Origin of the sequence: Mesorhizobium sp. B3-1-9 (assembly GCF_006439595.1) — a bacterium.
In the GTDB taxonomy this organism is placed as follows: domain Bacteria; phylum Pseudomonadota; class Alphaproteobacteria; order Rhizobiales; family Rhizobiaceae; genus Mesorhizobium.
Window position 1 is genome coordinate 1 of record NZ_VFTJ01000035.1, and the last position, 26,441, is coordinate 26,441.

General features: G+C 64.2%; 20 protein-coding genes and 1 pseudogene. 9 read left to right on the forward strand and 12 right to left on the reverse strand.

Going from position 1 to position 26,441, the window contains the following annotated elements; genetic code table 11:
• Window positions 1-822, reverse strand: a pseudogene (locus FJW07_RS30800) (hypothetical protein); the annotation flags it as partial.
• Window positions 823-1,145: 323 nt separating this feature from the next.
• Between FJW07_RS30800 and FJW07_RS30805 the strand changes: the two are divergent.
• Entirely contained in the window at window positions 1,146-2,096 is a 951-nt protein-coding gene (locus FJW07_RS30805; protein ID WP_140860540.1) for a transglutaminase-like cysteine peptidase, read from the forward strand.
• 86 nt (window positions 2,097-2,182) lie between these two features.
• Here FJW07_RS30805 and FJW07_RS30810 read toward each other — a convergent pair whose 3' ends face one another.
• The 4 genes from FJW07_RS30810 to FJW07_RS30825 are packed head-to-tail and all read right to left on the reverse strand — an operon-like array spanning window position 2,183 to window position 7,678.
• A complete protein-coding gene (locus tag FJW07_RS30810) occupies window positions 2,183-2,824 on the reverse strand; it encodes a ribbon-helix-helix domain-containing protein (RefSeq protein ID WP_140710024.1) in 642 nt (213 codons plus the stop codon).
• On the reverse strand, window positions 2,814-4,103 hold the full coding sequence (locus FJW07_RS30815) for an HlyD family type I secretion periplasmic adaptor subunit (RefSeq protein ID WP_140782739.1): 1,290 nt from the start codon (window positions 4,101-4,103) through the stop codon (window positions 2,814-2,816). Before FJW07_RS30815 ends, FJW07_RS30810 begins: the two co-directional genes overlap by 11 nt.
• A 15-nt stretch (window positions 4,104-4,118) precedes the next feature.
• Window positions 4,119-6,251, reverse strand: a complete 2,133-nt coding sequence (locus FJW07_RS30820; protein ID WP_140710020.1) for a type I secretion system permease/ATPase — start codon at window positions 6,249-6,251, stop codon at window positions 4,119-4,121.
• A 38-nt stretch (window positions 6,252-6,289) separates the two neighbouring features.
• A complete protein-coding gene (locus tag FJW07_RS30825; protein ID WP_226892264.1) occupies window positions 6,290-7,678 on the reverse strand; it encodes a TolC family protein in 1,389 nt (462 codons plus the stop codon).
• Between the two features lie 472 nt (window positions 7,679-8,150).
• Between FJW07_RS30825 and FJW07_RS30830 the strand changes: the two genes are divergently transcribed.
• Window positions 8,151-9,491, forward strand: coding sequence for an NAD(P)H-dependent oxidoreductase (locus FJW07_RS30830; protein ID WP_140782737.1), 1,341 nt, complete (start codon window positions 8,151-8,153; stop codon window positions 9,489-9,491).
• Between the two features lie 7 nt (window positions 9,492-9,498).
• Here the strand turns inward: FJW07_RS30830 and FJW07_RS30835 are convergent, their stop codons facing one another.
• The 6 genes from FJW07_RS30835 to FJW07_RS30860 form a co-directional block, all read right to left on the reverse strand.
• Window positions 9,499-9,786, reverse strand: coding sequence for a PTS sugar transporter subunit IIB (locus FJW07_RS30835; RefSeq protein WP_140655311.1), 288 nt, complete (start codon window positions 9,784-9,786; stop codon window positions 9,499-9,501).
• Between the two features lie 14 nt (window positions 9,787-9,800).
• Complete coding sequence (locus FJW07_RS30840) at window positions 9,801-10,262, reverse strand: PTS sugar transporter subunit IIA (RefSeq protein WP_140647720.1); 462 nt, start codon at window positions 10,260-10,262, stop codon at window positions 9,801-9,803.
• A 185-nt stretch (window positions 10,263-10,447) separates the two neighbouring features.
• Entirely contained in the window at window positions 10,448-11,854 is a 1,407-nt protein-coding gene (locus FJW07_RS30845) for a PTS transporter subunit IIC (RefSeq protein ID WP_140860548.1), read from the reverse strand.
• A 321-nt stretch (window positions 11,855-12,175) separates the two neighbouring features.
• Entirely contained in the window at window positions 12,176-12,991 is an 816-nt protein-coding gene (gene proC, locus FJW07_RS30850) for a pyrroline-5-carboxylate reductase (protein ID WP_140782735.1), read from the reverse strand.
• A gap of 128 nt (window positions 12,992-13,119) precedes the next feature.
• Entirely contained in the window at window positions 13,120-14,439 is a 1,320-nt protein-coding gene (locus tag FJW07_RS30855) for an O-antigen ligase (protein WP_140860555.1), read from the reverse strand.
• Window positions 14,408-15,406 carry a glycosyltransferase gene (locus tag FJW07_RS30860; protein WP_140860564.1) on the reverse strand — a complete coding sequence of 333 codons (999 nt, stop codon included), beginning with the start codon at window positions 15,404-15,406 and terminating at the stop codon, window positions 14,408-14,410. The genes FJW07_RS30855 and FJW07_RS30860 overlap by 32 nt, the downstream gene beginning before the upstream one ends.
• 170 nt (window positions 15,407-15,576) lie before the next feature.
• Here FJW07_RS30860 and FJW07_RS30865 point away from each other — a divergent pair, with 170 nt between their 5' ends.
• The 3 genes from FJW07_RS30865 to FJW07_RS30875 are packed head-to-tail and all read left to right on the forward strand — an operon-like array spanning window position 15,577 to window position 18,460.
• Window positions 15,577-16,749 carry a glycosyltransferase family 4 protein gene (locus FJW07_RS30865; protein WP_140860572.1) on the forward strand — a complete coding sequence of 391 codons (1,173 nt, stop codon included), beginning with the start codon at window positions 15,577-15,579 and terminating at the stop codon, window positions 16,747-16,749.
• On the forward strand, window positions 16,746-17,540 hold the full coding sequence (locus tag FJW07_RS30870; protein ID WP_140860581.1) for a WecB/TagA/CpsF family glycosyltransferase: 795 nt from the start codon (window positions 16,746-16,748) through the stop codon (window positions 17,538-17,540). Before FJW07_RS30865 ends, FJW07_RS30870 begins: the two co-directional genes overlap by 4 nt.
• A complete protein-coding gene (locus tag FJW07_RS30875) occupies window positions 17,537-18,460 on the forward strand; it encodes a DUF6492 family protein (RefSeq protein WP_140860588.1) in 924 nt (307 codons plus the stop codon). The genes FJW07_RS30870 and FJW07_RS30875 overlap by 4 nt, the downstream gene beginning before the upstream one ends.
• A gap of 36 nt (window positions 18,461-18,496) precedes the next feature.
• On the opposite strand, the gene FJW07_RS30880 is transcribed toward FJW07_RS30875, so the two are convergent.
• Window positions 18,497-19,792: a lipopolysaccharide biosynthesis protein gene (locus FJW07_RS30880; protein ID WP_140860595.1), complete on the reverse strand. Its 1,296-nt coding sequence runs from the start codon at window positions 19,790-19,792 to the stop codon at window positions 18,497-18,499.
• Window positions 19,793-19,992: 200 nt separating this feature from the next.
• Between FJW07_RS30880 and FJW07_RS30885 the strand changes: the two genes are divergently transcribed.
• The 4 genes from FJW07_RS30885 to FJW07_RS30900 all read left to right on the forward strand — a co-directional run bounded on the left by FJW07_RS30885 (window position 19,993) and on the right by FJW07_RS30900 (window position 26,321).
• Window positions 19,993-22,449 (forward strand): GumC family protein, encoded by a 2,457-nt coding sequence (locus FJW07_RS30885; RefSeq protein WP_140860601.1) that lies wholly within the window; start codon window positions 19,993-19,995, stop codon window positions 22,447-22,449.
• 219 nt (window positions 22,450-22,668) lie between these two features.
• On the forward strand, window positions 22,669-23,568 hold the full coding sequence (folD, locus tag FJW07_RS30890; protein ID WP_140709993.1) for a bifunctional methylenetetrahydrofolate dehydrogenase/methenyltetrahydrofolate cyclohydrolase FolD: 900 nt from the start codon (window positions 22,669-22,671) through the stop codon (window positions 23,566-23,568).
• A gap of 19 nt (window positions 23,569-23,587) precedes the next feature.
• Window positions 23,588-24,586 (forward strand): GlxA family transcriptional regulator, encoded by a 999-nt coding sequence (locus FJW07_RS30895; protein ID WP_140647709.1) that lies wholly within the window; start codon window positions 23,588-23,590, stop codon window positions 24,584-24,586.
• A gap of 88 nt (window positions 24,587-24,674) precedes the next feature.
• The gene (locus FJW07_RS30900) at window positions 24,675-26,321 is read left to right on the forward strand and encodes a VWA domain-containing protein (RefSeq protein WP_140860608.1); all 1,647 of its coding nucleotides are present in this window, start codon (window positions 24,675-24,677) and stop codon (window positions 26,319-26,321) included.
• Window positions 26,322-26,441: the final 120 nt, after the last annotated feature.

Consider the following 26,441-nt stretch of genomic DNA (forward strand, 5'->3'; position numbering starts at 1 on the left):
GATCTCGGACTGGTCGGTGTTGGCGGCGGGATCCTGCGCCTCGCCCGAGCCTTCCGATCCTGAGCTTGCCGGCAGCCCCTTCTCGTTGACGGTGGTGTCGCCGCCGCTGGTCGATGGCGTCAGGTCGAGGATCGTCGGTGTCGAGTCCGGCAGCAATCCCGGGAACAGCTCGCGGTGCTCCGGCTGGCCGAACGCCAGGTCCGTCGGCGGCAGCAGCGACGTCAGGCCGAAGCCGTCGCCGATCCCACCTGCGGGATGTTCGAAATTTCCGCCCGCGCTGCCCGGCGAGCCGTTGCCGCCAGCCGAGATCGAGCCGTCGGCGCCGAAGGCGACATCGACATGGCTTGCCTCGAGCGCGGCGATCAGGGCCACGCGCGGCACCTCGACGTCGCCGAGGATGAAGGTCGGCACATTCAGTGCGGCGTCCTTGATGACGATCTGGGATCCGTTGGGCTGCGTGAGGACGAGATCATGTCCGTCGACTTTGATGTTGTCGATCGACACGCTGGCCGGAAGCTTTACGACATTGCCGGCCTCGACGTGATATTCATGCGGGGTACTCCCTGCCGCTGCATTTGCCGCCGTTGCGGGAGCGTTGGAAGCAGGGGCCTTCGCATCGGCTGCCGGCTGGTTCGCGGCTGGCGTATTGGCCGTGCCCTGCGCCGGCGCGCCGCTGCCGACATCGACCGGCACCGGCTCGCTTGCAGCCTGGCCGGTGGTCGCCTGCGCGACCTGGACACCCGTGGAAATATGATTTTCACCAGCACTCGTGTGCTCGTCCCAGGAATTTGAAACGGCGTCGAATTCGATATTGGTTGTCATAGCTAAAGCCCCTCCGGCATTTCCCGGAAAGAGACATGTCAGGCCTGGACTTTGCAACAGACATTCAATCTATTTCATATACTCGAATATGTAGAGAATCGCATTTTTTACACTTGGTAAATCGCGATGATATATCTGGATATGCATCATCTTAAGGAAGGCGGGATTGACCGCGCCGCGCGCCTCCGCCTTGGTAAATGAAAGTATAAATTTGAATAAAATTTGACGCAAAACAGAATAGAGTGATTCGCGGAAATTTACCTACCTTCCTTTCCGATAATTTGAGACAAGATTGGTAGCGTCCACAGTCAAAGGTGGGCGTTATGAAAATACAAAAAGCAGCCCCGACGGGGATCAAGGTTCTCTTGCTGGCGATCGGCCTTGCCGGTTTGGCAAATCCATCGTCGGCCGACGCGAATCCGGGCCCGGATCCGGTCCAGCAAAAGGTGCTTGCGTCGGCGAGCCTCGGCGGTGTTTCGCTGGCCCGGCCGCTGCCTTGGCGGGCGGCCACCGCTTACCGGATCGCGGAGGTTTCGGCAGGCTACGCGCCGGCAGCGGCTTACGCGGTTGAAGCGCGCTCGAGCGCCGAGGCTGATCCCGGCATCGACCCGATCCAGACCGCCGCGATCATCCCCGGCGTCTTCGGCTCCGTCGCTTTGTCGATGCGCAACTTTCCGGTCGCGGCGCGCTGGACTCCCGTCTACAGGGCCATCGTCGATTGCACCGCCGGCAGCGTCTGTGACCGCGAGAGCCCGGCTTTCGCCGAGATCATCAACATTGCCGCCGACAAGGGCTTTCGCGAGAAGCTCGCTTTCGTCAACAGCAGCATCAACCGCCTGATCGCCTATCGCAAGGACAGCGTCGTCTACGGCAAGCTCGACTATTGGGCGAAGCCTTCGGAAATCCTCGAACATCGCGCCGGCGATTGCGAGGATTTCGCCATACTCAAGATGGCGGCGCTGCTCAGGGCCGGGATCCCGGCGCAGAGCATGTCGCTCGTGGTGCTCCAGGATCGCCGCCGCAAGTTCTTCCACGCCGTCCTGTCGGTAAGCACGGGAAGCGGCGCCTTCATCCTCGACAGCCTCGGCAACGCCGTTCTGCGTGACAGCGAGCTGCCCGATTATGTTCCGCTCTATTCGTTCAGCACGGATCGCGCCTGGATCCATGGGTCGAAGTCCGGCGCGCGGATCGCCGGCATCGCCGGCGGCTTCGCGACGGTCGCTCCGGGCGAAGGATCGCCGGAACCATCGGCGGCTTCGAGCCTGAGACAGTAGACTGTAGCGGTTGACGTTCCACCAGGACGCGGAACCGCTCGATCCCGCCAGGGAAGCCGCGACACGCCTTTGTTCCTGGAATTGTCCTACCCGTTGTAGACGAAAGCCATCAGCAGTTCCGGCTCGGTGACAGGCGCGCGCACGGCGCTGAGCTGGCCGCGATAGCGGCGCTCGCCCGCGCCGATGACGAAGCCGCTGGTGACCGGCGTTTCGCCATTGGCGTCGAGGCGGGCGAAGATGTCGGGAACGTTGAGGTCGAGCGCCAGCTTCAGGTCCTGGCGCCCATCCTCGCCCGGCGCGCTCGGCAACTGACGCCTGACCAGTTGCTGGAACGGCGTGTTGAAGGCCAGGATCTTCTTCGAAGAAGACAGCGCGAAGGCGGGCGAGGGGCAGGCGATCAGGATTGCATTGATCGTGCGGATCGAAGCAAGCTTGCGCAATTCCATGCTTTCCTCAGCGAGGCCGCGCATGCAGGCGACGCGGATCGCCGAGGTGAGATTGCCCTGGTCGGGATGGTGTTCGGCGATCTCCTCGACCAGCATGCCGATCGTGCATTTTCGGCTTTCGGCCATCTGCTTCAGCGACACCCAGAAGGCGCGCTCCAGCCGGATGCCGCGACGCACGCCGCCGCGCGCCACGACGCGAAATTCCGGGCCGAAATCCTCGGCCGCGAGCGCCGGCAGCAGCCGTTCGCGCGAGGTGTCCGGATGGATGGCGCTATCGCTCACTCATTGCCTCCTGACGCGCCTTGTTGATGGGCTTCAAAAGATAGTTGAGGATCGTCTTGCGTCCGGTCTTGATGTCGACCGAGCAGATCATACCGGGGATGATCGAATAGGTCTTGCCGTTCCTTGTCAGCGTCGACTTCTCGGTGGCGACCCGCACCTGGTAGTAGGGCTCGCCCGTCTTCTGGTCGACGAGGCTGTCGGCGGTGATGTTGGAGACCTTGCCCTCGATGCCGCCGAAGATCGAGAAATCATAGGCCGTGACCTTGATCAGCGCCTCCTGGTTCGGCTGGATGAAGGCGACGTCGCGCGGCGAAACCCTGGCCTCGACCAGCAGCGTTTCGGAGGTCGGCACGATGCCGGCCACGACCGCGCCTGGCTGCACGAAGGCGCCGAGCGTGTTGACGTCGAGCGTGTTGACGATGCCGTCGACCGGTGAGCGGATGTCGGTGCGCGCCACCTTGTCGGTGGCGCCGCGGATGGTTTCGTCGACCACGGAAAGATCGGCGAGCGCCTGCGTCAGGTCGCTCAACGCCTCCTGCTGCAATTGCAGGCCCAATTCGTTCACCTGAAGCTGCGCCTCGGTGATAGCCCCCTGGCTCTTCTTGATGGTCTCGCCCGCAAGGGTCAGCTGTCCGCGAAGGTCGGTCTGTTCCCGCTCGACGCGGATCTGTTCGGTCTTGGCCATCAGGCCTTTCTTGACCATGGGTTCGACCAGCGCCGCTTCCTGGTCGGTGACGGCAAGGCTCTTGGACAGGCGGTCGGCATTGGCGGTGGCCTCGTCCAGCTCCTTCTCGCGCTGGTCGAGGCGCGATTTGAGAACCGACAGCTTGACCTCGAAATTGTCGCGGCGCGCGACAAGCAGCTTCTGCTCGTTGTCGCAGATCTCCGGCGCGACTTTCTGGATTTCCACAGGGCAGGGAAACGACCCTTCGGCACTGCCGCTCTGCTCGAACTGCAGCCTGGCGATGCGCGCCTGCAGCGCTCGCGCCTTGGCCTTCTCTTCGCCAAGGCTCGAAGTGTTGCCCGAATTGTCGAGACGGATGATGAGGTCGTTCTTCTTGACGGTCTGGCCGATCTGGACGGCGATCTCCTGCACGACGCCCGGTTCGCTGGCCTGAATGATCTGCGTCTTCGAAGCGGGTATCACCTTGCCGTCGCCGCGTGCGATCTCATCCACCTCGGCGAACGACGCCCAGGCCGTGAAACACACGAACAGCGCTCCGACGATGTAGACGGACGCCGAGGCGAATAGGGGTGGCCGGTCTTCCCTTGCTAGCATGTCCATGCGTTCCGGTCAGGCATTTGCCTTCTGCAATGCCTGGATGACTTGTTCCTTCGGCCCGTCGGCGACGACGCGGCCCTGGTCGATGACGATGAGGCGGTCGGCAAGTTCCAGCATGCTGTAGCGATGGGTCGACACGATCAGCGTCGTGCTGCGGTCGAACGCCACCTTGAGCTGCTTGATCAACTGCCGTTCGGAAGCGAGGTCCATCGAACCCGATGGCTCGTCGAGGAAGACGATCTTCGGCTTGGTCAAAAGCAGCCGCGCGATTGCCACCGCCTGCCTTTGTCCGCCCGAGAGACTGGTGCCCCGCTCGCCGACATTCATGTCGTAGCCGCGCGGATGCCGCGAGACGAAGTCGTCGACGCCGGCGGCCTTCGCCGCATCGATGATCTCCTCGTCGGTGGCTTCCGGCGCCGCCATCAAGAGGTTCTCCTTGATGGTTCCCGAAAACAGGTCGCCGGCCTGAGCGACGATGCCGACCGCGGCGCGGACCTCCGAGGGGTGGTATTGGCGGATGTCGATGCCGTCGAGCAGCAATTCCCCCGACGTCGGCAGGAAAAGCCGGCCGATCAGCCGGCCCATCGTGGTCTTGCCGGAACCGATGCGGCCGATGATGCCGACCCGCTCGCCGGGCCTGACCGCGATGTTGAGCCCGCTCAGAACCTCGTTTTCCGTGCCCGGATAGGCAAAGCCGACATTCTTGAAGACCAGCGCCCCGCTGCGGATCGGCCGATTGACGAAACCGACCGTATCGGGGCGGTCCTCTGGCTGCGACATGATCGTGTTGATGATCCTGAGCGACAGCATGGCCTGGCGGAACCGGGCAAGCGTGATGGCGATCTGGCCAAGCGGCGCCACGGCGCGGCCGGCCAGCATGACGGTGCCGATGATGGCGCCTGTCGAGACATGGCCTTCCGAGAACGCATAGGCGCCGCCAACCACCAGGGCGACCGTCACGAATTGCTGAATGGCGCCGGTGATGTTGCCCGCCGCCGCCGAGAGCTCCTTGATCTTCTCCGACGTGTTGGCCGCGTTCTTCGAGTGCTCGCCCCATTTGCGCAGCAGATAGGCTTCGGCGCGCAGCGACTTGATCGTTTCCAGCGTCGAAATGGATTCGACCAGCAGCGCCTGGCGTTGCGAGGCCTCGTTCATCGAGGCCGCGACCCGCTTGCCGATTCGCCGCTGCGTGATCAGCCCGACGATGACGGAGATGACGAAGGCCAACGCCGGTATGATCACCAGCCAGCCGCCGATGGCGTAAATGACAGCCAAGAAGACGAAGACGAAGATCGTATCGATGAAGACGCTGACCGTGTTCGAGGTGAAGAACTCGCGCACGAATTCGTATTGGGTGACGCGGTTTGCATATTCGCCCGTCGACCCGGGCCGCGCCGAAAGCGAGGAATTCAGCACTTTCTCGAACAGCAGATAGGAGATACGCAGGTCCGCCTTGCGGCCGGCATAGTCGATCAGCGACGCCCTGGCCGTTTTCAGAAGCAGGTCGAATAGGATCGCCGCGCCGATGCCGAGCGCCAGCACCCACAGCGTCGAGATCGCCTTGTTGGGCAGGATCCGGTCGTAGACGTTCATGGTGAAGATCGGCGAGGCGATCGCCAGCAGGTTGATGAACACCGCTGACAGCACCACTTTTGAATAGGTGCGCCAGAACGACCCCATGGTGCCGGTCAGCCAGTGGCGCCTTTCGATCCGGGCCGCGGTGCCGACCGTCATCTCCTCGGCCTGGTTGGCATAGGTGATCGAGAAGGATGTGCCGCCGCTGATGTAGCTTTCGGCGAGTTCCGACCTGGCGATCGTGGTGCGGCCGTTTTCCTGCGGCGCCGTCAGATATTGCCCGCCCTCCATTTCCGCCAGGAGGGCGACCGGCAATTGGCTGACGCGGAAGATGATGGCCGGAAGATCGAAGCGGCCACGCAGGAAATCGTGATGGCTGAAATCCTGGACCTCCAGGCCGATGCGCTCGGCCAAGTGGCGGATTTCGTCGGGCTCGATGCGCGTCTCCGAAATCGGCACGCCGGCGAACAGCACGGTTTCCGCGCTCGGCCTGCCGAGATAGGCAGCGACAGCGCAGAAGCAGGCTTTGAAAGCCTCCTTGGGCGACAGGATATTAGGTTGCTGGTTCACGATCCGCCCCGAAGGACCGAAGATCGACGCTACATCGGCTACTTTTTCCTGACCGGCGCGAGGATGTCGAACGGCAGATCGTTCTTCTGCTCCGACGGCGTCCGCGCATAGGTCTCGGTATCGGCCGTAGCCGGCACACCGAATTCCTCACGGGCGTAGGCCGCGGCCTGCTTGGCCGGCTGGATGTTGAGTGTCTTCAGCAATTCGCCGGTCGCGGCCAGCAGCCGGTACTGGGCAAACAGCGACGCGTAGGACGACGTGTCGGCCAGTGTCGCGGTGTTGAAGCGCGTGTTCTGTGCATCGAGCACATCGAGCAGCGAGCGCTGCCCGACCTTGAACTGCTCGCGATAGGAGGCGACCAGCTTTTCATTGGTGGCTGCCTGCTGCCGCAGCGTCTTTGCCAGTTCCGCCTGGCGGAAGCGGCGGTCCCACGAGGTGCGCACGGCTTCCTCGATCTCGCGCAGCACTTGGTGCATCGCAAGCCGCTGCTCGCTGGTGCGGCGGATCTGTTCCTGTTCGTTGGCCTTGTCGATGCCGCCGCGATAGAGGTTCCAGCGCAGCACCACCCGGGCCTGCAGGTCGCTCGCGTCGCCATTGTCGCCGTCGATGTCATAGCCGCCCCGGGCGACGCCTTCGGCGGTGATCGTCGGGCCGTATTTCGCCCGCGCCGCGTCGACCAGCGAAGCGGCGGCATCGATGTCGCTGTTGGCCATATGGACGCGCGGATTGTTCTGCCTGGCGAGCCCGATCGCATCGTCCAGCGACCGCGGCAGGGCGGCTGCGACATCGGCCGGCCGCGACGCGTTGGTCAGCGGCTTGCCGACATTCTTGAAGAAGCGGATCTTGGCTGCCTCGAGTTCTTCGGTCGCTTCCTGCATCCGCGCCTTGGCGGCATAAAGGCGTTCCTCGGCCTGCTGCCGGTCGGCGTCGTTGAGCGCGCCGCCCGCGATGCCTTGCTTGATGTCGCCGAGGATGGACTGATGGAAGCCAAGGTTCTTCTTGGCTTCGGCCACGATCGAAGCCTGCAGCATGTATTCCAGATAGTCCTGGACGACTGCGAGTCCGATGAACTCGGACCGTTCCAGAACCCTGAAGGAAGCGCCGTCGACCCGCGAGGCCTGGCGGTTCAGTTCGGCCCGCCTTGCGCCACTGTCATAAAGCGTCTGCGAGACCGTGAGATCGGCCTCGTTCGGATAAAGCGCTTCATGATCCTGGTCGAGCGCTCGCCGTGTATCGTTGTCCAGGCGGCGAACGCCGGTCGATGCTTCCAGATCGACGCTGGGAAGATAAAGGCCTTTGGCCTGTCGCAGCTCGAATTCGATCGCTTCGCGGTTTTCGATCGCCTGTCCAATCTCCGGATTGGATTCCACAGCGACGGCAACGGCTTCTTTGAGTGTGAGTGCGCTGGCGCTACCACAAGCCAGCATCGACACCGTGACAGCAAGCGCAACGCGCCAGCTGACGGTAATTTTACCCGTCCTGGTCATTTCTACCCCGCGACTATCCCCGCGCCATTGTTTTTTTATTGGCGCTTATTTGCCCAAGCCTGCCACCGGAGCTTTCGGCCAGTATCTATCAGATTTTTCGAGGTTGTGAGCATATAATGGATTAGACACCCCTTAAAAGTACGATTTCGGACATTAGGGCCAAAACCTGTAGCAAAAATGGCACAGAAACCGGGGGCGGCCGTCGGACTTTTCCCGTTCAAAGCGCGCTGCAATGGTTAATGGCCGGAAAGAAACGGCGAATCGTGCGGCGGCCATGCACAAGCTCCCCCAAAATCTGCTGCGGCCTTGCAAAGCATGCGCAAGAAATCGCCATTTCAGCCTGGTTTGATTGGCAAAAGCGGATCGTTCCCTGTATTGCCGGCCGAAGCAAAAAAGCCGTGGATTTTCTTGCATGACCAATGTCGCCTTGACCGGGCTTGCCCGCGATCTTGCCCGGCGCGCCGCCGAGGGCAGGCCGGTGCGCATCGGCGTCATCGGGTCCGGCGAGATGGGTACCGATCTGGTGACGCAGGGCATGCTGATGCCGGGCATTTCGATCGCGGCCATTTCCACGCGGCGCCCGCACACCGCCCGCGAGGCGATCCGCATCGCTTATGGCGACGAGGCGATGGCGGCCGAGACCGAGACCGGCTCCGGGGTCACCCGGGCGATCGAGAGCGGCAGGATCGCAATCACCTCGAATGAGATGCTGGTCACCAACCCGCTGATCGACGTCGTCATCGACGCCACCGGCAAACCCGGCGTTGCTGCCGATTTCGACCTGATGGCCATGCAGCATGGCAAGCATCTGGTGATGATGAATGTCGAGGCCGACGTGACCATCGGCTGCTACCTGAAGCATCAGGCCGACCGGTTGGGTGTCGTCTATTCGGTCGGCGCGGGCGACGAGCCGTCGAGCTGCATGGAACTGATCGAGTTCGCCTCGGCGCTTGGGCTAGGCATCGTCGCGGCCGGCAAGGGCAAGAACAATCCGCTCAACCATGACGCCGTTCCGGACGATTGTCGGGAAGAGGCGGCGCGGCGCAACATGAACCCGCGCATGCTGGTCGAGTTCGTCGATGGCTCGAAAACCATGGTCGAGATGTGCGCCATCGCCAATGCCACCGGCCTGGTCCCGGATGTCCCCGGCATGCACGGCCCCAAGGCCGATCGCGATCAACTGGCCAAGGTTTTGATCCCACGGGAGGACGGCGGCCTCCTGTCGAGGAAGGGCGTCGTCGACTATACGATCGGCAAGGGCGTGGCGCCCGGCGTCTTCGTCATCGTCGAGGCGATGCATCCGCGCATTGTCGAGCGCTTGGACGATCTCCATGTCGGCCACGGCCCCTATTACGGCTTGTTCCGGCCCTTTCACCTGACTTCGCTGGAGGTGCCGCTTACCGCCGCCCGCATCATGCTCCACGGCAAGCCCGACATGGTGCCTCTGCCGAGGCCGGTGGCGGAAGTCTGCGCGGTCGCCAAGCGCGACCTCGCCGCGGGCGAGACCTTCGATGCCATCGGCGAGACCTGCTACCGCTCCTGGACCATGACGATTGCCGATGCGCGCGCCAGTCGTGCCGTGCCGGTCGGTCTGCTCGAAGGCGGCAAGGTGCTGAAGTCTGTCAGGAAGGGTGCGTTGTTGACCGAGGACAATGCTGCGCCGGACCGGACGACGAGGCTCTACGCCCTGCGCCGGCTGCAGGATGACATGCTCTACGGAGCGAAGGTTGCTTCACCAGCCCTGTCGGGCTGAGCCGCTGCTATTTGCGCAGTTCCGCCTCGATGTCGTCAAGCGCCTTGTCCTTGCCGATGCCGGTGAGGAAGGGGAGCCCTTTGATCACCGGCTTGGTCACGGATGCCGAGATGGGCGTGGTGGCGACGATAAAGTCGACGCTATCGGCCAGTCCGGGCACTTCCGTGGCCTTGGCCTGCTGCGCGTGAAAGCTGAGGCCGCGCTTCTTCATCGCCTCGGTCACCGCGGCATTGACCGCCGTCGAGGTCGCGACGCCCGTGCCGCAGGCAAAAAGAATGGTTTTCTGTCTGGACATGTTCTTTCCTCTTGTCAGCTGAGAATGGCGCGGACGTCATCGAAGGTCCTGGCCGTCCTCAAGCCATCCAGCGCCGCTGGATTCTGGATGGTGGCCATGACGGTCTGCAGCGTGTCAATCTGCTTGTCCTTGTCATTGATGGCAAGCAGGAACACGAAGCCCACCGGCAGCTTCTCGTCGGGATCTTCCATATTGGCGAAGGTGACGGGTCGCTTGAGCGTGCCCATCGCCACCCCCGGCTTCAGCACATGTTCGGGGTCGGTGTGCGGAACCGCGACATTGTCGGCGCGCTCCAGCGGCAGGCCTGTCGGGATCGTCATCTCGCGCCGCACGACGGCGTCGGCGTAGCTGCTCTTGACGTAGCCCAGCGCCTCCAGCCTGGAGGCCAGGATGCGGATGATCTCCTCATTGGTCGAGGCGTCGGAACCGAGGACGACCGCCTCTGGGTCCAGGAGCTGGATCAGGCCATTTGACAAGGGCTACTCCATTTGATGCGAACCGTGCGCCCCGCCGTATAGGCTTCGGGGCGCACGATCGTTTCAGTTTCAGGCTAGAGCATGATCCCGAAAAGTGGGAACCGGTTTTCGGAGAAAGATCATGCTCCAACAAAGAGTTGGACGTGACGGCGATTCAACGAAACGCCATCACGACCTAAACCGGCTCAGGCAGTGCCTTCGGCCGGCTCGTCCTCGGCGCCGGCGGCGCGTTCCCAGCCGAGCGGGTTGCGGCGGTAGAACAGGAACAGCGCCGCGATGACCACCGCGATGATGACGATACCGATGATACCGAGCCCCTGGATCGCTTCGATGATCACATAAGGAACCCAGAGGAACCCGTCGACCACGGAGGTGATCTGCAGCGCATCCGCCGGCAGCTTGAAGCCCGACGCGACGGCAGCACTTGTGAACAGCGGCGCCAGCGCGTTGGCGACGTAGAAGCCGACGGCCAGCGTCACGGTGCCGATGACGACCATGCGAAAGACGTTGCCCCTGACCAGTGGCGCGGTCATCGCGACGATGAACGGAATGACGGCGAGGTCGGCGAACAGGATGACGCGGTTGCCGGGCAGGATGATCGACAGGATGATTGCGATCGGCACCAGGATCAGCGACGACGAGATCGCCGCCGGATGGCCGATCAGAATGGCGGAGTCGAGCCCGACCAGCAACTCGCGGTCGCCGGCGCGCTTGCGCACGAATTCCTGCGCGGCGTCCGAAACCGGGAGCAGGCCTTCCATCAGGATCTTTACCATGCGCGGCAGAAGCAGCATCACCGCCGCCAGGGTCATGCCGGTGCCGAGCACCTTGGCCAGCACGGTGCCGAGATCGCCGGCGTTGTAGAAGGCGATCAGGCCGAGCACCAGGCCGATGATGAGCCCGAGTATCACCGGCTCGCCGAAGACGCCGAAGCGGCGCTCGATGGTCTCGGTGCTGATGTTGATGCGGTTGATCCCGGGGATACGGTCCATGATCCAGTTGAGGACGATGGCGATCGGCAGGATCTGCGCCGAGGCGAGATGCGGCACGGAAATGCCGGGCACGCCGTAGAACTGCTGCACCGCGCGCGCCGACCAGTCGGCGAAGAGCAGCGCAAGCGCCGCGACAAGCGCCGCAATGATGATGCCGTATGCCAGATTGTTGGTGGCGGCGACGACCAGCGAGCCGACGAAGGCGAAATGCCAGAAATTCCAGACGTCGACATTGAGCGTGCGTGTCATGCGCGTGAGCAGAAGCACGATGTTGACCAGGATGCCGACCGGAATGACCCAGAGGCCGACCGACGAACCGAAAGCGATCGCGGCGGCGGACGGCCAGCCGACATCGATGATGTCTCGATGGATGCCGGTGTTGGTGACAATGGCCTTGGCGACGTCGCCGATCGAGGTGAACATCAGGCCGAGCACGAGATTGATGCCGATGAACGCGACGCCGATCGTGATGGCGGCGCGGAAGGCCTTGCTGACCTTGGCTCCAAGGACCACGGCGATGATGAAAATGACGATCGGCAAGAGCACTGTCGCGCCGAGCGTGTCGATGGCTCCCTTTAAGCCTGCGAGTATGGTGTCCATTCTACCTCCCCAGGGGCATCGGCTTCGGCTCGAAGCATGAATGACGCCCGCAACTCAATGACGCCTCGGCCCTCCCGGCCGAGGCACTCCCCACTCGCCGACGAGGCCGGCATGTTCAGTCGAGCGAATGAACATTTGCTTCTGTCAGCGAACGAAAGTTTTATCTGGGTGGCCTATGCCAAAGTCAATCGGCAATCCTTGGGCCAAAGGGAAACCCACCGATTGTTTGGGGAACCGGTTAGCCGGTATAGCAATCGTCGATCCGGCCTGGCCGGCTTGGCGCATGCCAGGCTGGGCTGTTTCCCGGATCGGGTTAGGGTGCTACTTGCCCAGCTCTATCGACCTGAGCCGCGCCGCTTCCACGGCTTCGGTGACGAGCTTCGTCAGCCGGTCGCCGCCCATCAGCACGGCAAGCGCGGCGGCGGTCGTGCCGTTGGGGCTGGTCACCTGCTGGCGCAGCACGCCCGGCTCCTCGTCTGCTTCGGCGGCAAGCGAGGCGGCGCCGAAGACGGTCTGCATGGCAAGCAGCTTGGCGGTCGCGGCGGGCAGGCCGGCCTTCTCGGCCGCAACCGTCAGCGCCTCGATGAAGTGGAAGATATAGGCCGGGCCGGAGCCGGAGACGGCGGTCACGGCGTCCATGAGGCCTTCGTCGTCGATCGTCGTCACGACGCCGCTCGCCGAAAGCAGTTCGGCAACGAAACGGCGGACGTCGTCCGAGACCAGCGGGTTGGAAAACACCACCATCATGCCCTTGCCGATCGCCGCCGGGGTGTTCGGCATGCAGCGGATCACCGGCGCGAGCTCGCCCAGAATTTCCTCGAAGGTGGCGACCGGCGTGCCGGCGGCGATGGAGAGAAAGCTGGTCCTGCCGTCGCCGAAGCGCTTGTAGCGCGCCGTCACCTCGCGGATCACCTGCGGCTTTACAGCGATGACGACAAGATCGGGCACGGCGTCGGCCGGGATAGCTGCAGCGTCGGCCGCGGCGTGGCAGCCGAGATGTTCGGCGCGCCGGCGCAGTTCCGCGTTGGGCTCGACCACGAACACCGCTCGCGGCTCGAGCTTGGCGGATTTCAGCCAGCCCGAGAGCATGGCGTAACCCATATTGCCGCAACCGGCGAGAACCAGCCTGATCGTCATGAAAACCTCCGTAAGAAGGCTCTCCTTAGACGGTTGCGGCGCAACGGAAAAGGGCAGTCGGCAGGAGATCGATCGGCCAGGTCGAGGCAATTCCAGGAAAGTGTCCAGCGGCGGAATTGCATAACCAATTAGTTCGAAGAGCGAACCGGGATCGGTCGCAGCGAGACTTGTCTCAGGCCAAGCACGCCCAGCACGAAGAACAGCCAGACGGGATCGCCGCGGTGGAAGAAGAAGCTCTCCAGGAAACCGTTCAGCGCCGTGAACAGCACCACCGTCATGAAGAAATCGCCGAGGAAGATGTTTTCCTTGCGCGCCGGGATGCGCATGTAGTCGCGCAAAGGGGCGATCAGGAAGGTGTAGACGGCGACGCAGAGCGCCGGGATGCCCATCAGCACGGCGATGTCGAGATAGCCGTCGTGACCGTGAACGATGGTGCGGATGTCCCAGGGCCGGTCGAAGGGCTGGTCCTGGTTGAGCAGCAGCGGCGTCCCCCAGAAGCTTTCGTAGCCGTAGCCGGTCCATGGCTTCTTCGCCAGCATCTCGCCGGCGAACTCCCAAAGCGTCGTGCGTCCCGTATAGGTCAGGTTCGGGAAATAGATCGCCGCCAGATGCTTCACCGGCGGGATGAAGACGATGCCGAGCGTGCCGACGGCCGTGGCCACGATCGCCAGCGCGAACAGGATCGGCGTGCCCAGCCGCATGCCGATGAGGCTGGGCAGCACCACGATCATGATCGAGAACGGGATCAGCCCGGCGGTCGTCTTGGAGCCGGTGTGCAGCATGAAGATCATCGCCGCGCAGAAGATGCCGGCACCCCACCAGCGCTGGCCGCGTCGGAATAGATAGAGCCCGGCGAAGCTGAAACAGGCCATCACCGGACCGGCGATGTTCTTGTGCGTGAAGACGCCGCGCCACAGGCCGGCATGCTCGGGCTCCTGCGAGTCGGCGGTATGCAGCGCCTCATGCGGGAAGACGATCAGTCCGATATAGGAAAGGCCGATCACCACGACGGCGGTGAAGATCACCACCCTGGCGAAGGAGTCGGCGTCGCGCGGCAGCACCAGGATCGTCGCCATTGTGATGATGCCGATCATGGTGAAGGAGGCGGCGCGCATCGCCGCGGGCGGATCGGTGGCGAGCACCACCGACAGGAAGAAGAAGCCCAGCATCAGCGCCCAGGACGGGCTGACCAGCGAGCGCACCACGCGCGGATCGGCGAAGGCGAGCAGCGAGAAGATGGAGACCGCGCCGAGCGAGCCGAAGCCGAGCTGGTTGACGATGTCGCCGCCGTCGCCGGTCAGCTCCGCGCCTGCCGGCTGGAAGGGCCGGAACGAGACGATGATGACGGTGAACAACAGCGCGGCGACAGCCGTCGCCAGACCTTCCCTGGTGAAGGCGGCGCTGAGCGGGGCGCGCTCAATTCTTCTCAGGCTGTCGGTATTGCTCATTGGCATATCCGAATTCGGCAAGCACCCGGCCGAGCGCGACATAGACCGGGTAGAGGCCGCTCGTCAGCGAGCCGGTGCGCGCCAGCCGGACGGCGCCGCGCAACGGCGAGGCCGCAAGCAGCGCCAGACTCTTCAGGAAAACCTTGAGGCCGGCAAGCGGCGTGCCGGCCCGCTTCTTCTTTTCGACCAGCGTAGAGATCACGCCATTGCGCAGGCTGCGGGCGCGGATCCAGTCGGCCTCGACGCGCCGGGCCGGAACGGTCTCGTTGACCTTTGCCTCGGCGCACCAGCCGAGCACGAAGCCTTTCTGCGCGGAGCGACTGAGGAAGTCGGAATCGCCGCCGCCCATGAAATTGAACCGCAGATCGAGGAAGGGCGGTCCCATCGCCTGAAGCACGTTGCGCCCCACCAGCAGGTTGCCGGATGAATAAAGCGCCGGCACGCGGCCCGTTTCACGATAGGGTGGTGCAAAGACCGGATGCCCGGCCCATCTGGCGTGGCTCGGATCGGCAAAAACCGGCACTTGCGGGCCGCCGACGATGTCGGCGCCGAGGCTCTCGGCGGCGTTGCACATGCGCTCCAGCCAGTCTGGCTCTGCGATCTCGTCATCGTCGATGACCAAAAGGTGCTTGAAATTGGGAAACTGCAGGATCGCCGTCTGCCAGCCGGCATTGTAGGCGCTGCAATTGCCGCGCTCATGCGCGATGATCACCAGGCCTGGCATCTCGCCGCTTTCGAACAGCGGCAATACCGCCTTGGCGCCCTCGCACGCCTCGGCCTCGTTTTCCATGACGATGATGGCGAAGCGCCTGTCGGTCCGCTGCGCCTTGAGCGAAGCCAGGGTTTCCTGCACCTGCTTCGGCCGCTTGAAGGTCGGCAGCGTCACGACCGCCTCGACGGTCTCGGCGGCAAGCCCCGGCGACCGCCCCGCGATCGATACAGAAGCGTCGGACGGCAAAGGGATCATCCGTTTCCAGCAGCGTGGGTTCCGGGCCCTCGATAGCATCGCGGTGATAACGCTTCGTTAATCACCTTGTCGTCCGCCTGTCGGAAAAGTCGGGTCTTCGGCCTTTGACAGTGCCATTTAATCAAGGCTTCACCGCGTTTTGCTACCGGCTGCAGCCAAGGATAGGTGAAATGCATCTGCTGTTCGCCACATCGATCGTGCCTGATGGCGCTCTCGCCTCGGGTTACGAGATTGCCAACGCCGCGATCATCGACGCGCTGCGGCGGGCCGGCGTGCGCGTGACGGTGATAGGCTTCATCTGGCCAGGGAAGACCCCGTCCGATCCCCAGAACACCATCGTGCTCGACGCCGTCGAGGTCCGCACCGAAAGCGCTTGGCCGCTGCGCAAGCTTGCCTGGCTGGGCAAGGCGGTTCTCTCAGGCCTTACCTTTTCCTCGGTCAAGCTGCGCGTCGTTGCCGATGCGCAAGTCCGCGCCGCCATCGAGCGCGCCGGTCCCTTCGATGGCTATGTCCTGAATTCGGTGCAGTTCGCCGGTGCCTTTGAGAAGGTTCTCGCCGACCGTCCATTCGTCTTCGTCGCGCACAATGTCGAGCATCGCTCGGCCGAGGAAAATGCCGCCGCGGCCGGCAGCGCGCTGCAGCGCTGGATGTTCCGCCGCGAGGCCAGGCTCCTCAAGGTCATGGAGGAGCGCCTCTGCGGCGCCGCGCGCTTTGTCTTCACGCTGGCCGAGGAAGACCGCGCCGCACTTGGCGTCGCCTCCGACAGACGCTCGGCGGTGCTGCCGCTGGTGACCCGCGCGCAGGAGCCCGCAAGCAAGGCGAAGCGCCATGTCGATTGCGACGCCGCGCTGATCGGCACCTGGACCTGGCAGCCGAACCGCATCGGGCTCGATTGGTTCCTGAGCAAGGTCGTGCCGCATCTGAAGCCGGATTTCCACGTCAGGATCGCGGGCCACATGCCTGCCGGCGTCAGCTCGCCGCATCCCGGCGTTTCCTTCGTCGGCAGGGTTCCTGACGCGCAGGCCTTCGTGCGTGGCGCCGCCGTCATTCCCTTGATCAGCACCGCAGGCAGCGGGGTGCAGCTGAAGACCATCGAGACCTTCGAGCTCGGCCTGCCGTCCGTCGCCACCAGCCGCTCGCTGCGCGGCATCGGCTATCGTCCCGACAATTGCGTGGTGACCGACGATCCGATTGCCTTCGCCGCTGCTCTCCAGGCGGCCGCGGCCAATGTCCGCGACGTCGACGGCAGCGCTTTCCATCGCCGCCAGCTCAAGGCGCTCGATGCCGCGATCGGGCTTGGCCTGGAGAAGCTCGGCGCCGTCAGGCAGGAGGTCGCCGCATGAACATGCACACCGCGCGCGCCGCCTTCGGCTTCGACACGCTCAAGACCATTTTGGGCATTCCCGTGCTTGCCATACGCTGGGACGAGGCCATCGCCTTGCTCACCAGGCTGATCGACGAGCGTCGCTTCACCAAGGTGAGCTTCCTCAACGCCCACAATGCCAACCTTGCCTGCACCGATCCCGTCTTTGCCGAGGCGCTGGAAAGCTTCCTCATCCTCCCCGACGGCGTCGGCGTCGACATGGCGGCAAAGCTGCTTTACGGCGCGCCTTTCCCCAGCAACCTCAACGGCACCGATTTCATTCCGGCCTTCCTGCAGGCCTCGTCGCACCCGCTGACGGTGGCGCTGCTCGGCACGACGCGCGCCAATGCCGAAGCCGCGTGTGCGAAGCTTTCGACGCTCGCCATGCAGCACGAATTCGTCGTCATCCATGACGGCTTCTTCTCTGCCGCCGAGGAGCCGGCGGTCCTCGAGCGCATCGCCAGGCTGCGGCCCGACGTGCTCCTCGTCGCGATGGGCGTTCCGCGCCAGGAATTGTGGATCGAACGCCACATCGACAGCCGCCATTGCACGCTGCCGGTCGCGGTCGGCGCGCTGCTCGATTTCATGAGCGGCTCTGTGCCGCGCGCGCCGCTATGGCTGCGCCGGCTGCGGCTCGAATGGCTGTTCCGCCTATGGATCGAGCCCGGCCGCCTGTGGCGCCGCTACATCGTCGGCAATCCGCTGTTCCTGTGGCGCGTCGTCAGGCAGAAGCTGTCGCTTGGGCCGGGGCCAGCGGAGGCGCGCCGGTGAACAGCCGCTTCGTGCCGGGCACCTCCACCGCAATCGAACCGCTGCCGCGCATGCCCCTGGCTGCGATCGTCACGGCGAGCTACGCTCCCGATTTCGAGCGCTGCCGGCTTCTGTGCGAAACCATCGACCGCCATGTCACCGGCGTGGCGCATCATTACATCCTCACCGAGCATCGCGACGTCGCGCTGTTTCGCCAGCTGGAAGGCAGCCGTCGCAGCGTCGTCGACGAGCGGGACCTGTTGCCGCGCTGGCTGCGCGTGTTCGACGATCCGCTGAGCGGTTTCCGCCGCCGCGTCTGGCTGAGCTTCAAAACGCAGCCGCTGCGCGGCTGGCATGTGCAGCAGCTGCGCCGTATCGCCATTGCCGGGCAGGCAAAGGAAGACGTGCTGGTCTTCTGCGATTCCGACGTCGCCTTCCTGAAACCCTTCGACGCCGGCGCTTTCTGGCGCGACGGCAAGGTGCGGCTGTTCCGGCGCGATGGCGTGCTGTCGAACGATGGACATGACGAGCATCGCATCTGGTCGCGCAATGCCGGTGCCGCGCTCGGCATCGATTCTGCCAATCAATCGAGCCACGATTACATCTCGACGCTGATCGCCTGGCGCCGCGAGACGGTCAACGCGATGTGCGAGCGCATCGAGAAGGTGCATGGCCGCGACTGGGTCGGCGTCGTCGGTTCGGCGCGCCAGTTCTCCGAATGCATGATCTATGGCCGCTATGTCGACGACCTGCTTGAAGGCGCCGGCCATTTCCATGGTTCGGAGGAATTTTGCCGCGTCCATTGGAACGGCGGGCCGCTGTCGGATGAGGAATTCCGCCGCTTCGTCGACACCATGGCGCCGGAACAGGTGGCGATCGGCATGCAGTCCTTCATCGGCACCGATATCGGCCGCATCCGCCGCCTGATCGGGCTCGATTAGCCTGCGAAGGATTCAGATCAGGGCGGCCTACCTAAATCAGATGGCTTTCGCCGGCCGGCGCATCGCCGAATAGGTCAGCAGCATCGAGGCGAGATAGAGCAGCAGGAAGACGATGTTGAGCGACAACACCAGATTGGCCGTGTCGGGGATCGTTGTCAGCACATAGGTCAGCAGCACCCCTTTCAGGCCGGCGAGCAGGCCGAGATTGATCGCCCGCACCGCCGTCTGGCCGCGCGCGAAGAGAAGCTCGGCCTGGTATTCGACGAGGTTGCGCAGGCCGGGCACGCAGACCGCCAGCGCCACCAGCGGCGCTGCCTCGGCGACATTCTTGCCGAGCGCGTTCGGGAAGAAATGCAGCACGATGCCGAGCGATACCAGCGCCAGCGTCGAGACCAGGAACACGCCACCCTCGATCCCGCTCTTGACCGCTAGCCGCGACAGAAGCTCCGGCGCCCGCATCATGCGCTGCACCAGCATCATCGAGAAGGTGCGGATCGGGATCGCGGTGAGATCGACCAGCCGCATGATGATGGCGTAGATGCCGGCCAGATGCGGCCCGCCGATCGACAGCACCAGGAGCTTGTCAAATTCCATCTGCAGGTAGAACAGCACTTCGGATCCGGCGACATAGATGGAATCGGCGAGCCGCCTGAAATAAAGCTCGGCGCGCAGCCTCAGCCGCTGGCGCGGATAGAAGAAGACGAAGGCGACGATGAGCGAGGCGGCATTGGCGCCGATGTAGAACAGCGACCAGACGCCGATGCTGTGCTGCGCGCCAAGCATGAACAGGATCGCGCCGACTGCCCTGAGCGCCGTCGCCAGGATGGCGAGCACGGCCGCCCGCCCGAATTTGCCGAGCCCGTTGTTGACGATCAGCGCCACTTCGACCGGTCGCCACAGAAGCGCCTCCGCGAAGACGACCGCGGCGAAAGCCGACAGCGGCACGGTGCCGGAAAAGAAAATCAGGTAGACGATGTAGGATGCGGCGGCGAGGAACGGCAGCGACAAGACGCCGAGAAGCAGGAAACCGGCCGTGAATGTGCCGATCAGGTTGGGGCGGATGGTGGCGGTGCGGTATAGCGCCGAAATGAATCCGAAGGCGAGGATGCGCGACAGCATGATGCCGGCGGCCGACGCGGTCGCGAACATGCCGAACTCGGCGATCGAAAGCGTGTTGGCCAAAGCCACGAAATAGGCGAGCGAAAACACCAGCCGGCCGCCGGCGCCGCTGATCGCCGAGAAATAATCGGACACCAGTTTCCGGCGGGTGGCCACGAAGTGGCCGATCCGCGCGAAGCTCCGCCTTTGCGGCATGTCGCTGGCCTGGGTCATGTCGGGGGCGATACATAGGCTGGAAAGTTTAACGCGGCGTTCTGGCGCCCGTCCCGGTGGCGCTGAAATGGCGTGAACAAGGCGAAAAACTGTGCCCGCCGAGGCGCAAAATTAACCGTTTATTTCCTATGCCTGTTTAGCGTGGCTTAACGATTGGCCGATCCGCGCGCCCAAGCCGCCAGAGAGTAAGTTCCAGGACAATGGTCGACAGGGATAACCGTGATGACTGGAGGCGCGAGCGTTCTCTGCTCGCGCTCGGCCAAGCCATGCGTGGCGACGACAAGACGGTCTCGATCGGCGACCGGGCCAATTCTTCCTGGCGCGAGGACGCAGCCGCGCGCCATCGCGCCGCGCGTTCCGAGCGCGAAGAAAAGTTGAACCCGCGTCCCGCCGAGACCGGCGGGTTTGACCACGATCAGGCGGAACCGGATTCGGATCCGGCCGAAACCGGGGACGACCGGGCTGGAAGAAATCGGCCCGCTTCGTTCGGGCAGGGCTACGGGGCCACTGCGGAAGGCCGCCAGCCGCAGGCCGCTCCCGAACCTCGCCATGCAGGCCGGCCGCCTGCCGGCGGCAATTCCGAGGAGTGGAAACCGCTGATCGACCCGATGCAGGTCGTTCACGGCATCACGCGATCCAAGGCGTTGATCCTGTCGACAACCATCCTGGGCGCGGCGCTCGGTGTCGCCATCGCCTTGTCGACGCCGAAGAAGTATGAGGCCACGACCGACGTCATTGTCGACCCGCGCGACCTCAAGCTCACCGATCGCGACCTGACGCAGAACGTGGTCGCCTCGGATGCGACCCTCGCCATCGTCGAGAACCAGGTTCGCATCCTGACTTCGGGCACCGTTCTCAACAAGGTCGTCACGGATCTCAACCTTACCAACGACCCCGAATTCAACGGCCAGGGCAAGGGCGGCATCGGTCTGATGTCGACGCTGCGCTCGATCCTGTCGCGGCAGGATGCAAGCCCCGCCGACGAAGCGCGCAAGCGTGCGCTGGCGGTCGGCAGTCTGTATGACAGCCTCGACGTCGAGCGCGGCGGCAAGACCTTCGTGGTCTCGGTCAGCGCCACCACGCAGAACGCGGAGAAATCCGCGCTGATCGCCAACACCATGGTCAAGGCCTTCAGGCAGATCTCCAGCGAGATCCAGTCCAGCACGGCGGGCCGCGCCAACGACGAGCTCACCGCCAGGCTCGGCGAATTGCGCAAGGGCGTCGAGACGGCCGAACGCCAGGTCGAGGATTTCAGGGCGACGCATGACCTCGTCGACGCGCAGGGCCACCTGATCAGCGACGACCAGATGCTCAAGCTCAACGAGCAGCTTTCCGTCGCCCGCGCCCGCACGCTCGAGCTCAATGCCCGCGCCGCCTCGGCTCGCTCGCTGAACGTCAATTCGGTCCTTAGCGGCACCTTGCCTGAGGAAATCAACTCCAACATGATGAGCGAGCTGCGCTCGCAATATGCGGCGCTGAAGCAGGAAGCCGATCGCGCCGAGGTCAGGCTCGGGCCCCGCCATCCGGAGATCGAGGCGCTCAACGCCCAACTCGCCGGCGCGCGCGAGCGCATCAGCGCCGAGCTGCAGCGCATCGCATCCTCCCTGCAGGTCGACCTGAAGCGCTCCGTCCAGCTCGAGCAGGACCTGTCGTCGCGCCTGGCGCAGGCCAAGGTGCAGAGCGGCGACGTCAACAACAATCTGGTCTCGCTGCGCGAGCTTGAGCGCGAGGCCGCCGCCAAGCGCTCCGTCTACGAGCAGTTCCTGCTGCGCGCCAAGGAAACCGGCGAGCAGAAGGACATCAACACCGCCAATATCAGCGTCATCTCGGACGCCTATGCGCCGCTGCAGGCGAAGGGACCGTCGCGAGCGGTGATGGCCTTGGCCGGCCTGTTCGCCGGCCTGTTCGCCGGCATCGGCCTGGGCGGGCTGCGGGGTGTCTATGAGAGCCTGCGCGAGACCGCCGATAACCGCTCGCGCCGCAGAGTCGATGAGCGCGCTCCAATGATGGAGAACAGTTCCAACAGGGCCGCTCCGCCGCCGCCACCGCTCGTCACGCCGCCGCCGGCTCCGTCATTCACGCCGCCTCCAGCCGAATCTTACACGCCGCCGGCAGCCGCGTCCTACACACCGCCGCCCGCCTCACCTCCAGTGCCGCCTGCGATGACGGCAGCCGCGCCGGATCCAGTCCAGCCCGTCGCGCCACCGCCGGAACCGGCCAACGATGCCGGCCGTCCGGGGCTTTTCGGCTCGCTTGCTTCGGCGGTTCGCTATTTCGTGCGGCGCGAGCCGGCCGAAACGGTGGATATGGACTCTGTTCCGCCCGAAAGCGCCTGGCGCGCGCCCAGCCGGGAAGAGCGCTATTCTGGGGCTCAACCATCGGCCCGGGAGAATTTCCGGCCGCCATACGAGCAGGGCTATTCCTATTCGTACCGGCCGGACCATGGCCGGACCGATCCCTATGAGGATCGTTATTCGGCATCGGCGGCACCTTATGATCCGCGGTCGCCGGCCGCCGGCGAGGCCGACCAGCCCCCCGCCGGCCAGCCCCCCACCGACCAGCAGGGCGAGATCGACGATATCCGCGCCAGCCTGCGCGAATTCCGCGAGGCTGTGCGCGAGCTGACCGAAAGCCGCACGCGCCGCCGCTATTTCTAAGGCGCCCGTGTTTCTAAACGACTCGTGGTTCGATAAAAGCGGCCGGTTTCGGGTTTACGGCATCCGACGACGCTTTGACGGGATTGCCTTGTCGAATTTTGGTGAAAATGCCGCGCTGCATTTCGGCCGCAAGCGTCTCGCTTTGGTGGATCGACAATGCCGATCGAGGAAATGGGGCCATGCACCGATGCGGCCTCGAAGCGAAGCTGAGGGTTGGTGATGGCCGAAGTGATTGATGGAAAGAGCGTTGCCGAGGACGTGGTTTCGAAGGTCAAGGCTCTGACCGCGGAGCTGTCGGCCAAGGGAGTCACCAAGCCCGGCCTTGCCGTGGTGATCGTCGGTGAAGACCCGGCAAGCCAGGTCTATGTCGCTTCGAAATCGCGCACCGCCAAGGAATGCGGCTTCCATTCGCTCCAGCATACGCTGCCGGCCGATTCCACCGAGGAACAATTGCTGAAGATCATCGGCGACCTCAATGCCGACAAGTCGATCCACGGCATCCTCGTGCAGCTGCCGCTTCCCGGCCATATCGACGCCGGCAAGGTGATCCAGACGATTGCGCCGGAAAAGGATGTCGACGGCTTCCACTTCATCAATGTCGGCAAGCTCGGCACCGGCGAGCTCGAGACGGCCTTCGTGCCCTGCACGCCGGCAGGCTCGATGCTTCTGATCGAGCGTGTGCGCGGCAAGGACCTGTCCGGTCTCAACGCCGTCGTCGTCGGCCGCTCCAACATCGTCGGCAAGCCGATGGCCAATCTGCTGCTCGCCGCCAACTGCACGGTCACCATTGCCCACAGCCGGACCAAAGACCTGCCGGCGCTGGCCCGCACCGCCGACATCCTGGTCGCCGCCGTCGGCCGTCCGGAGATGGTCAAGGGCGATTGGGTGAAGCCCGGCGCCACTGTGATCGACGTCGGGATCAATCGCATCCCGGCGCCCGAAAAGGGCGAGGGCAAGAGCCGCCTGGTCGGCGACGTCGCCTATGCCGAGGCGGCCAAGGTCGCGGGCGCCATCACCCCGGTCCCCGGTGGCGTCGGGCCGATGACCATTGCCATGCTGATGGCGAACACTGTAGCTTCCGCCTACCTCGCGGCCGGGCTGAAGCGGCCGTCCTTCTGATTTTGAGAAAGCCTTTGCATTGCCGAACCTGATTGCTCCCGTTGAACGGCCGATCACGAACGATCCCGTTCAGGGCGGCCGTCAGTTCGGTTTTCTGCTGGTCGATAAATTCTCGATGTTCTCGCTGGCGGCGGCTATCGACTGCTTCCGTTCGGCGAACCGCCTGCTCGGCCGCGATTTCTATGGCTGGACGACGATTTCGGCCGATGGCGACGCGGTGATGGCCTCGAACGGCCTGCCGCTGAAGATCGACTATTCGGTCGCCGACATGCCGCCGGTCGACATCCTGTTCGTCTCGGTCGGGCTCACCACCGAATTCCCCGGCAAGAGCAAGGTGCTGGCGGCGCTGCGCAGCTGGGGCCGGCGCGGCAACGCGCTGGGCGCGCTTTCGGTCGGCTCCTATCTCTTGGCCGAGGCCGGACAGCTCGATGGCTATCGCTGCACGATCCATTGGGAGAACCGCGCCGGCTTCATGGAGCGCTTCCCCGACATCAACTGCACCGGCAATGTCTTCGAGATCGACCGCAAGCGCTACACCTGCGCCGGCGGCACCACCTCGATCGACCTGATGCTGGAGATCGTGCGCGGCGATTTCGGCTCCAACCTCGCCAACGGCGTCGCCAACCAGTTCCAGCACGAGCGCATCCGCTCGGCCGGCGACCGCCAGCGCGTCGGACCGGAGCGCGACCTCACCGGAAAGTCGGAAAAGCTCAGGCGCATCGTCGAATTGATGGCCGACCATCTCGACGAGCCGCTGTCGGCGGTGCAGCTTGCCAAGTCGGCGGGGCTGTCGGTGCGCCAGGTCGAGCGCCTGTTCCTGCGCCATTTGAGCGTGACGCCTGGCCGCTACTATATGCGGCTGCGGCTCGAACGCGCGCGCGAATTGCTGCGCCAGACCAACATGCCGATCCTCGACGTGGCGATCGCCACCGGCTTCACCTCGCATTCCTATTTCGCGCAGAGCTACCGGCTGCAGTTCGGCCGTCCGCCATCGGAAGAGCGGCGCACCACTTATTGAGTGACTTCGCCGGCCATCGGACTTGTCTCCGAATGCCGCGTCAAATAGCTTTCGCAACGCAGGCGAGGGCTACTCTCAGGAGACATTCATGGCGGGACTGATACGGAGCGTCGCTGCGGCGCTCCTGCTTTTGTCGATGACCAGTTTCGGCTTTGCCGCCAACAAGGTCATCATCATTCTGGACGCTTCGGGCTCGATGTGGGCCCAGATCGACGGCAAGCCGAAGCTGGAGATCGCGCGTGAATCGCTGCGAACGGTGCTGCAGTCGGTTCCGGCCGACGACGAGATCGGCTTCATGGCCTATGGCCATCGCACCAAAGGCAGCTGCGACGACATCGAGCTGATCGTGCCGCCGCAAGCCGGTTCCGCCAGCGCCATCTCGTCGGCGGCCGACAGTATGAAATTCCTCGGCAAGACGCCGCTCACGGCCGCTGTCAAGCAGGCCGCCGAGGCGCTGAAATACACCGAGGACAAGGCGACGGTGGTGCTGATCACCGACGGTTTGGAGACCTGCGGCGGCGATCCTTGCGCGCTCGGCAAGGAGCTGAAGGAAAGCGGCGTCGACTTCACCGCCGATGTCGTCGGCTTCGGCCTGACCGCGGACGAGGGCAAGCAGATCGCCTGCCTCGCCGAAAACACCGGCGGCAAATACATCCAGGCCTCCGACGAAAAAGCGCTGCAGGAAGCTCTCGTCGAGACCGTCGCGGCCCCGGCGCCGGCTCCTGAACCGGCGCCGGCCCCGGCGCCTGAGCCGGCAAAGCCGGAGTTCAATTTCATGCCGAGCGTAGTGCTCGCCGAGGGCGATGATCCGATCACCGACGGCAACGTCTGGGAGGTCTACAAGACCAAGCCCGACGGCACGCGCGGCGAATCCGTCACCACCGAATACGGCGCCTACAAGGGCAATCTGGAGCCGGGCGATTATGTCGTGGTCGCGACCGATGGACAGGCCAAGGCGGAGCAGAAGATCAAGATCGAGGCAGGCCAGGCCTACCAGCCGCTCTTCATCTTGAATGCCGGCAAGCTGATCCTTCATCCGCGGTCGAGCCCGGGGGCGGACATCGCCGGCGGCGCTATACTGGAATTCGCCTATCCGGGCGACCACACGACGACATACGGCGATACCAAGGTCATCCTCCCGGCCGGCGAGGAGAAGGTCACGGTGACGATCGGCAGCGGCACGATCACCGAAACCATTCAGCTCGCGGCCGGGCAGACGATCGAGAAGGACATGATCGTCGGCGTCGGCAAGGCCAAGGCCAACGCCTTCTACACTCAGGGCGGCGAAAAGGCCGGGGCGGACGTGTCCTGGAAGGTCTACAAGGCGGCCAAGAAGCTCGACGGCACCCGCGATCAGGTGACCTACGCCTATGGTCCCGACAGCCAGTTCGACCTGCCGCCCGGCGACTACGTGATGGGCGTCGACGTGCAGGCCGTGTCCACCGAGCAGCCTTTCAGCGTGACGGTCGGACAGATGACCGATGTCAACGTGACGCTGAATGCCGGTGTCGTGGCAGTCGACGCGCCCGGCGCGGACGGTTTCAAGGTCTTCGATGCCAAGAAGAACATCCAGGGCGAGCGCAAGCAGGCGACCTACGCCTACGGCGAGAAGATGCAGACCACGCTTGCCGCGGGCGACTACGTGCTGGTGACCAACTTCACCACCGACAAGGCCGACAAGGAGACGCCTTTCACCATCAAGGCCGGCGAGCGCAACGAACTCACCGTCCAGTAGGCACTGCGATCAGGACAAAAAAAGGGCGGCCTCGAGCCGCCCTTCAGACTGCTGACGAACCCCGTCGATTTTCGGCGGGGTTTTGTTTTATGTGATTGAAGAGTTTTGAGAAGTTGGTGT

Coding starts and splice junctions, on each gene's coding strand:
- proC (WP_140782735.1), bottom strand. CDS start 12,991: ATGACGATCAGGCTGGTTCTCGCCGGTTGCGGCAATATGGGTTACGCC.
- FJW07_RS30870 (WP_140860581.1), top strand. CDS start 16,746: ATGAACATGCACACCGCGCGCGCCGCCTTCGGCTTCGACACGCTCAAG.
- FJW07_RS30880 (WP_140860595.1), bottom strand. CDS start 19,792: ATGACCCAGGCCAGCGACATGCCGCAAAGGCGGAGCTTCGCGCGGATC.
- FJW07_RS30825 (WP_226892264.1), bottom strand. CDS start 7,678: ATGCTGGCTTGTGGTAGCGCCAGCGCACTCACACTCAAAGAAGCCGTT.
- FJW07_RS30835 (WP_140655311.1), bottom strand. CDS start 9,786: ATGTCCAGACAGAAAACCATTCTTTTTGCCTGCGGCACGGGCGTCGCG.
- folD (WP_140709993.1), top strand. CDS start 22,669: ATGGCCGAAGTGATTGATGGAAAGAGCGTTGCCGAGGACGTGGTTTCG.
- FJW07_RS30900 (WP_140860608.1), top strand. CDS start 24,675: ATGGCGGGACTGATACGGAGCGTCGCTGCGGCGCTCCTGCTTTTGTCG.
- FJW07_RS30855 (WP_140860555.1), bottom strand. CDS start 14,439: ATGAGCAATACCGACAGCCTGAGAAGAATTGAGCGCGCCCCGCTCAGC.
- FJW07_RS30860 (WP_140860564.1), bottom strand. CDS start 15,406: ATGATCCCTTTGCCGTCCGACGCTTCTGTATCGATCGCGGGGCGGTCG.
- FJW07_RS30845 (WP_140860548.1), bottom strand. CDS start 11,854: ATGGACACCATACTCGCAGGCTTAAAGGGAGCCATCGACACGCTCGGC.
- FJW07_RS30865 (WP_140860572.1), top strand. CDS start 15,577: ATGCATCTGCTGTTCGCCACATCGATCGTGCCTGATGGCGCTCTCGCC.
- FJW07_RS30815 (WP_140782739.1), bottom strand. CDS start 4,103: ATGCTAGCAAGGGAAGACCGGCCACCCCTATTCGCCTCGGCGTCCGTC.
- FJW07_RS30830 (WP_140782737.1), top strand. CDS start 8,151: ATGACCAATGTCGCCTTGACCGGGCTTGCCCGCGATCTTGCCCGGCGC.
- FJW07_RS30805 (WP_140860540.1), top strand. CDS start 1,146: ATGAAAATACAAAAAGCAGCCCCGACGGGGATCAAGGTTCTCTTGCTG.
- FJW07_RS30885 (WP_140860601.1), top strand. CDS start 19,993: ATGGTCGACAGGGATAACCGTGATGACTGGAGGCGCGAGCGTTCTCTG.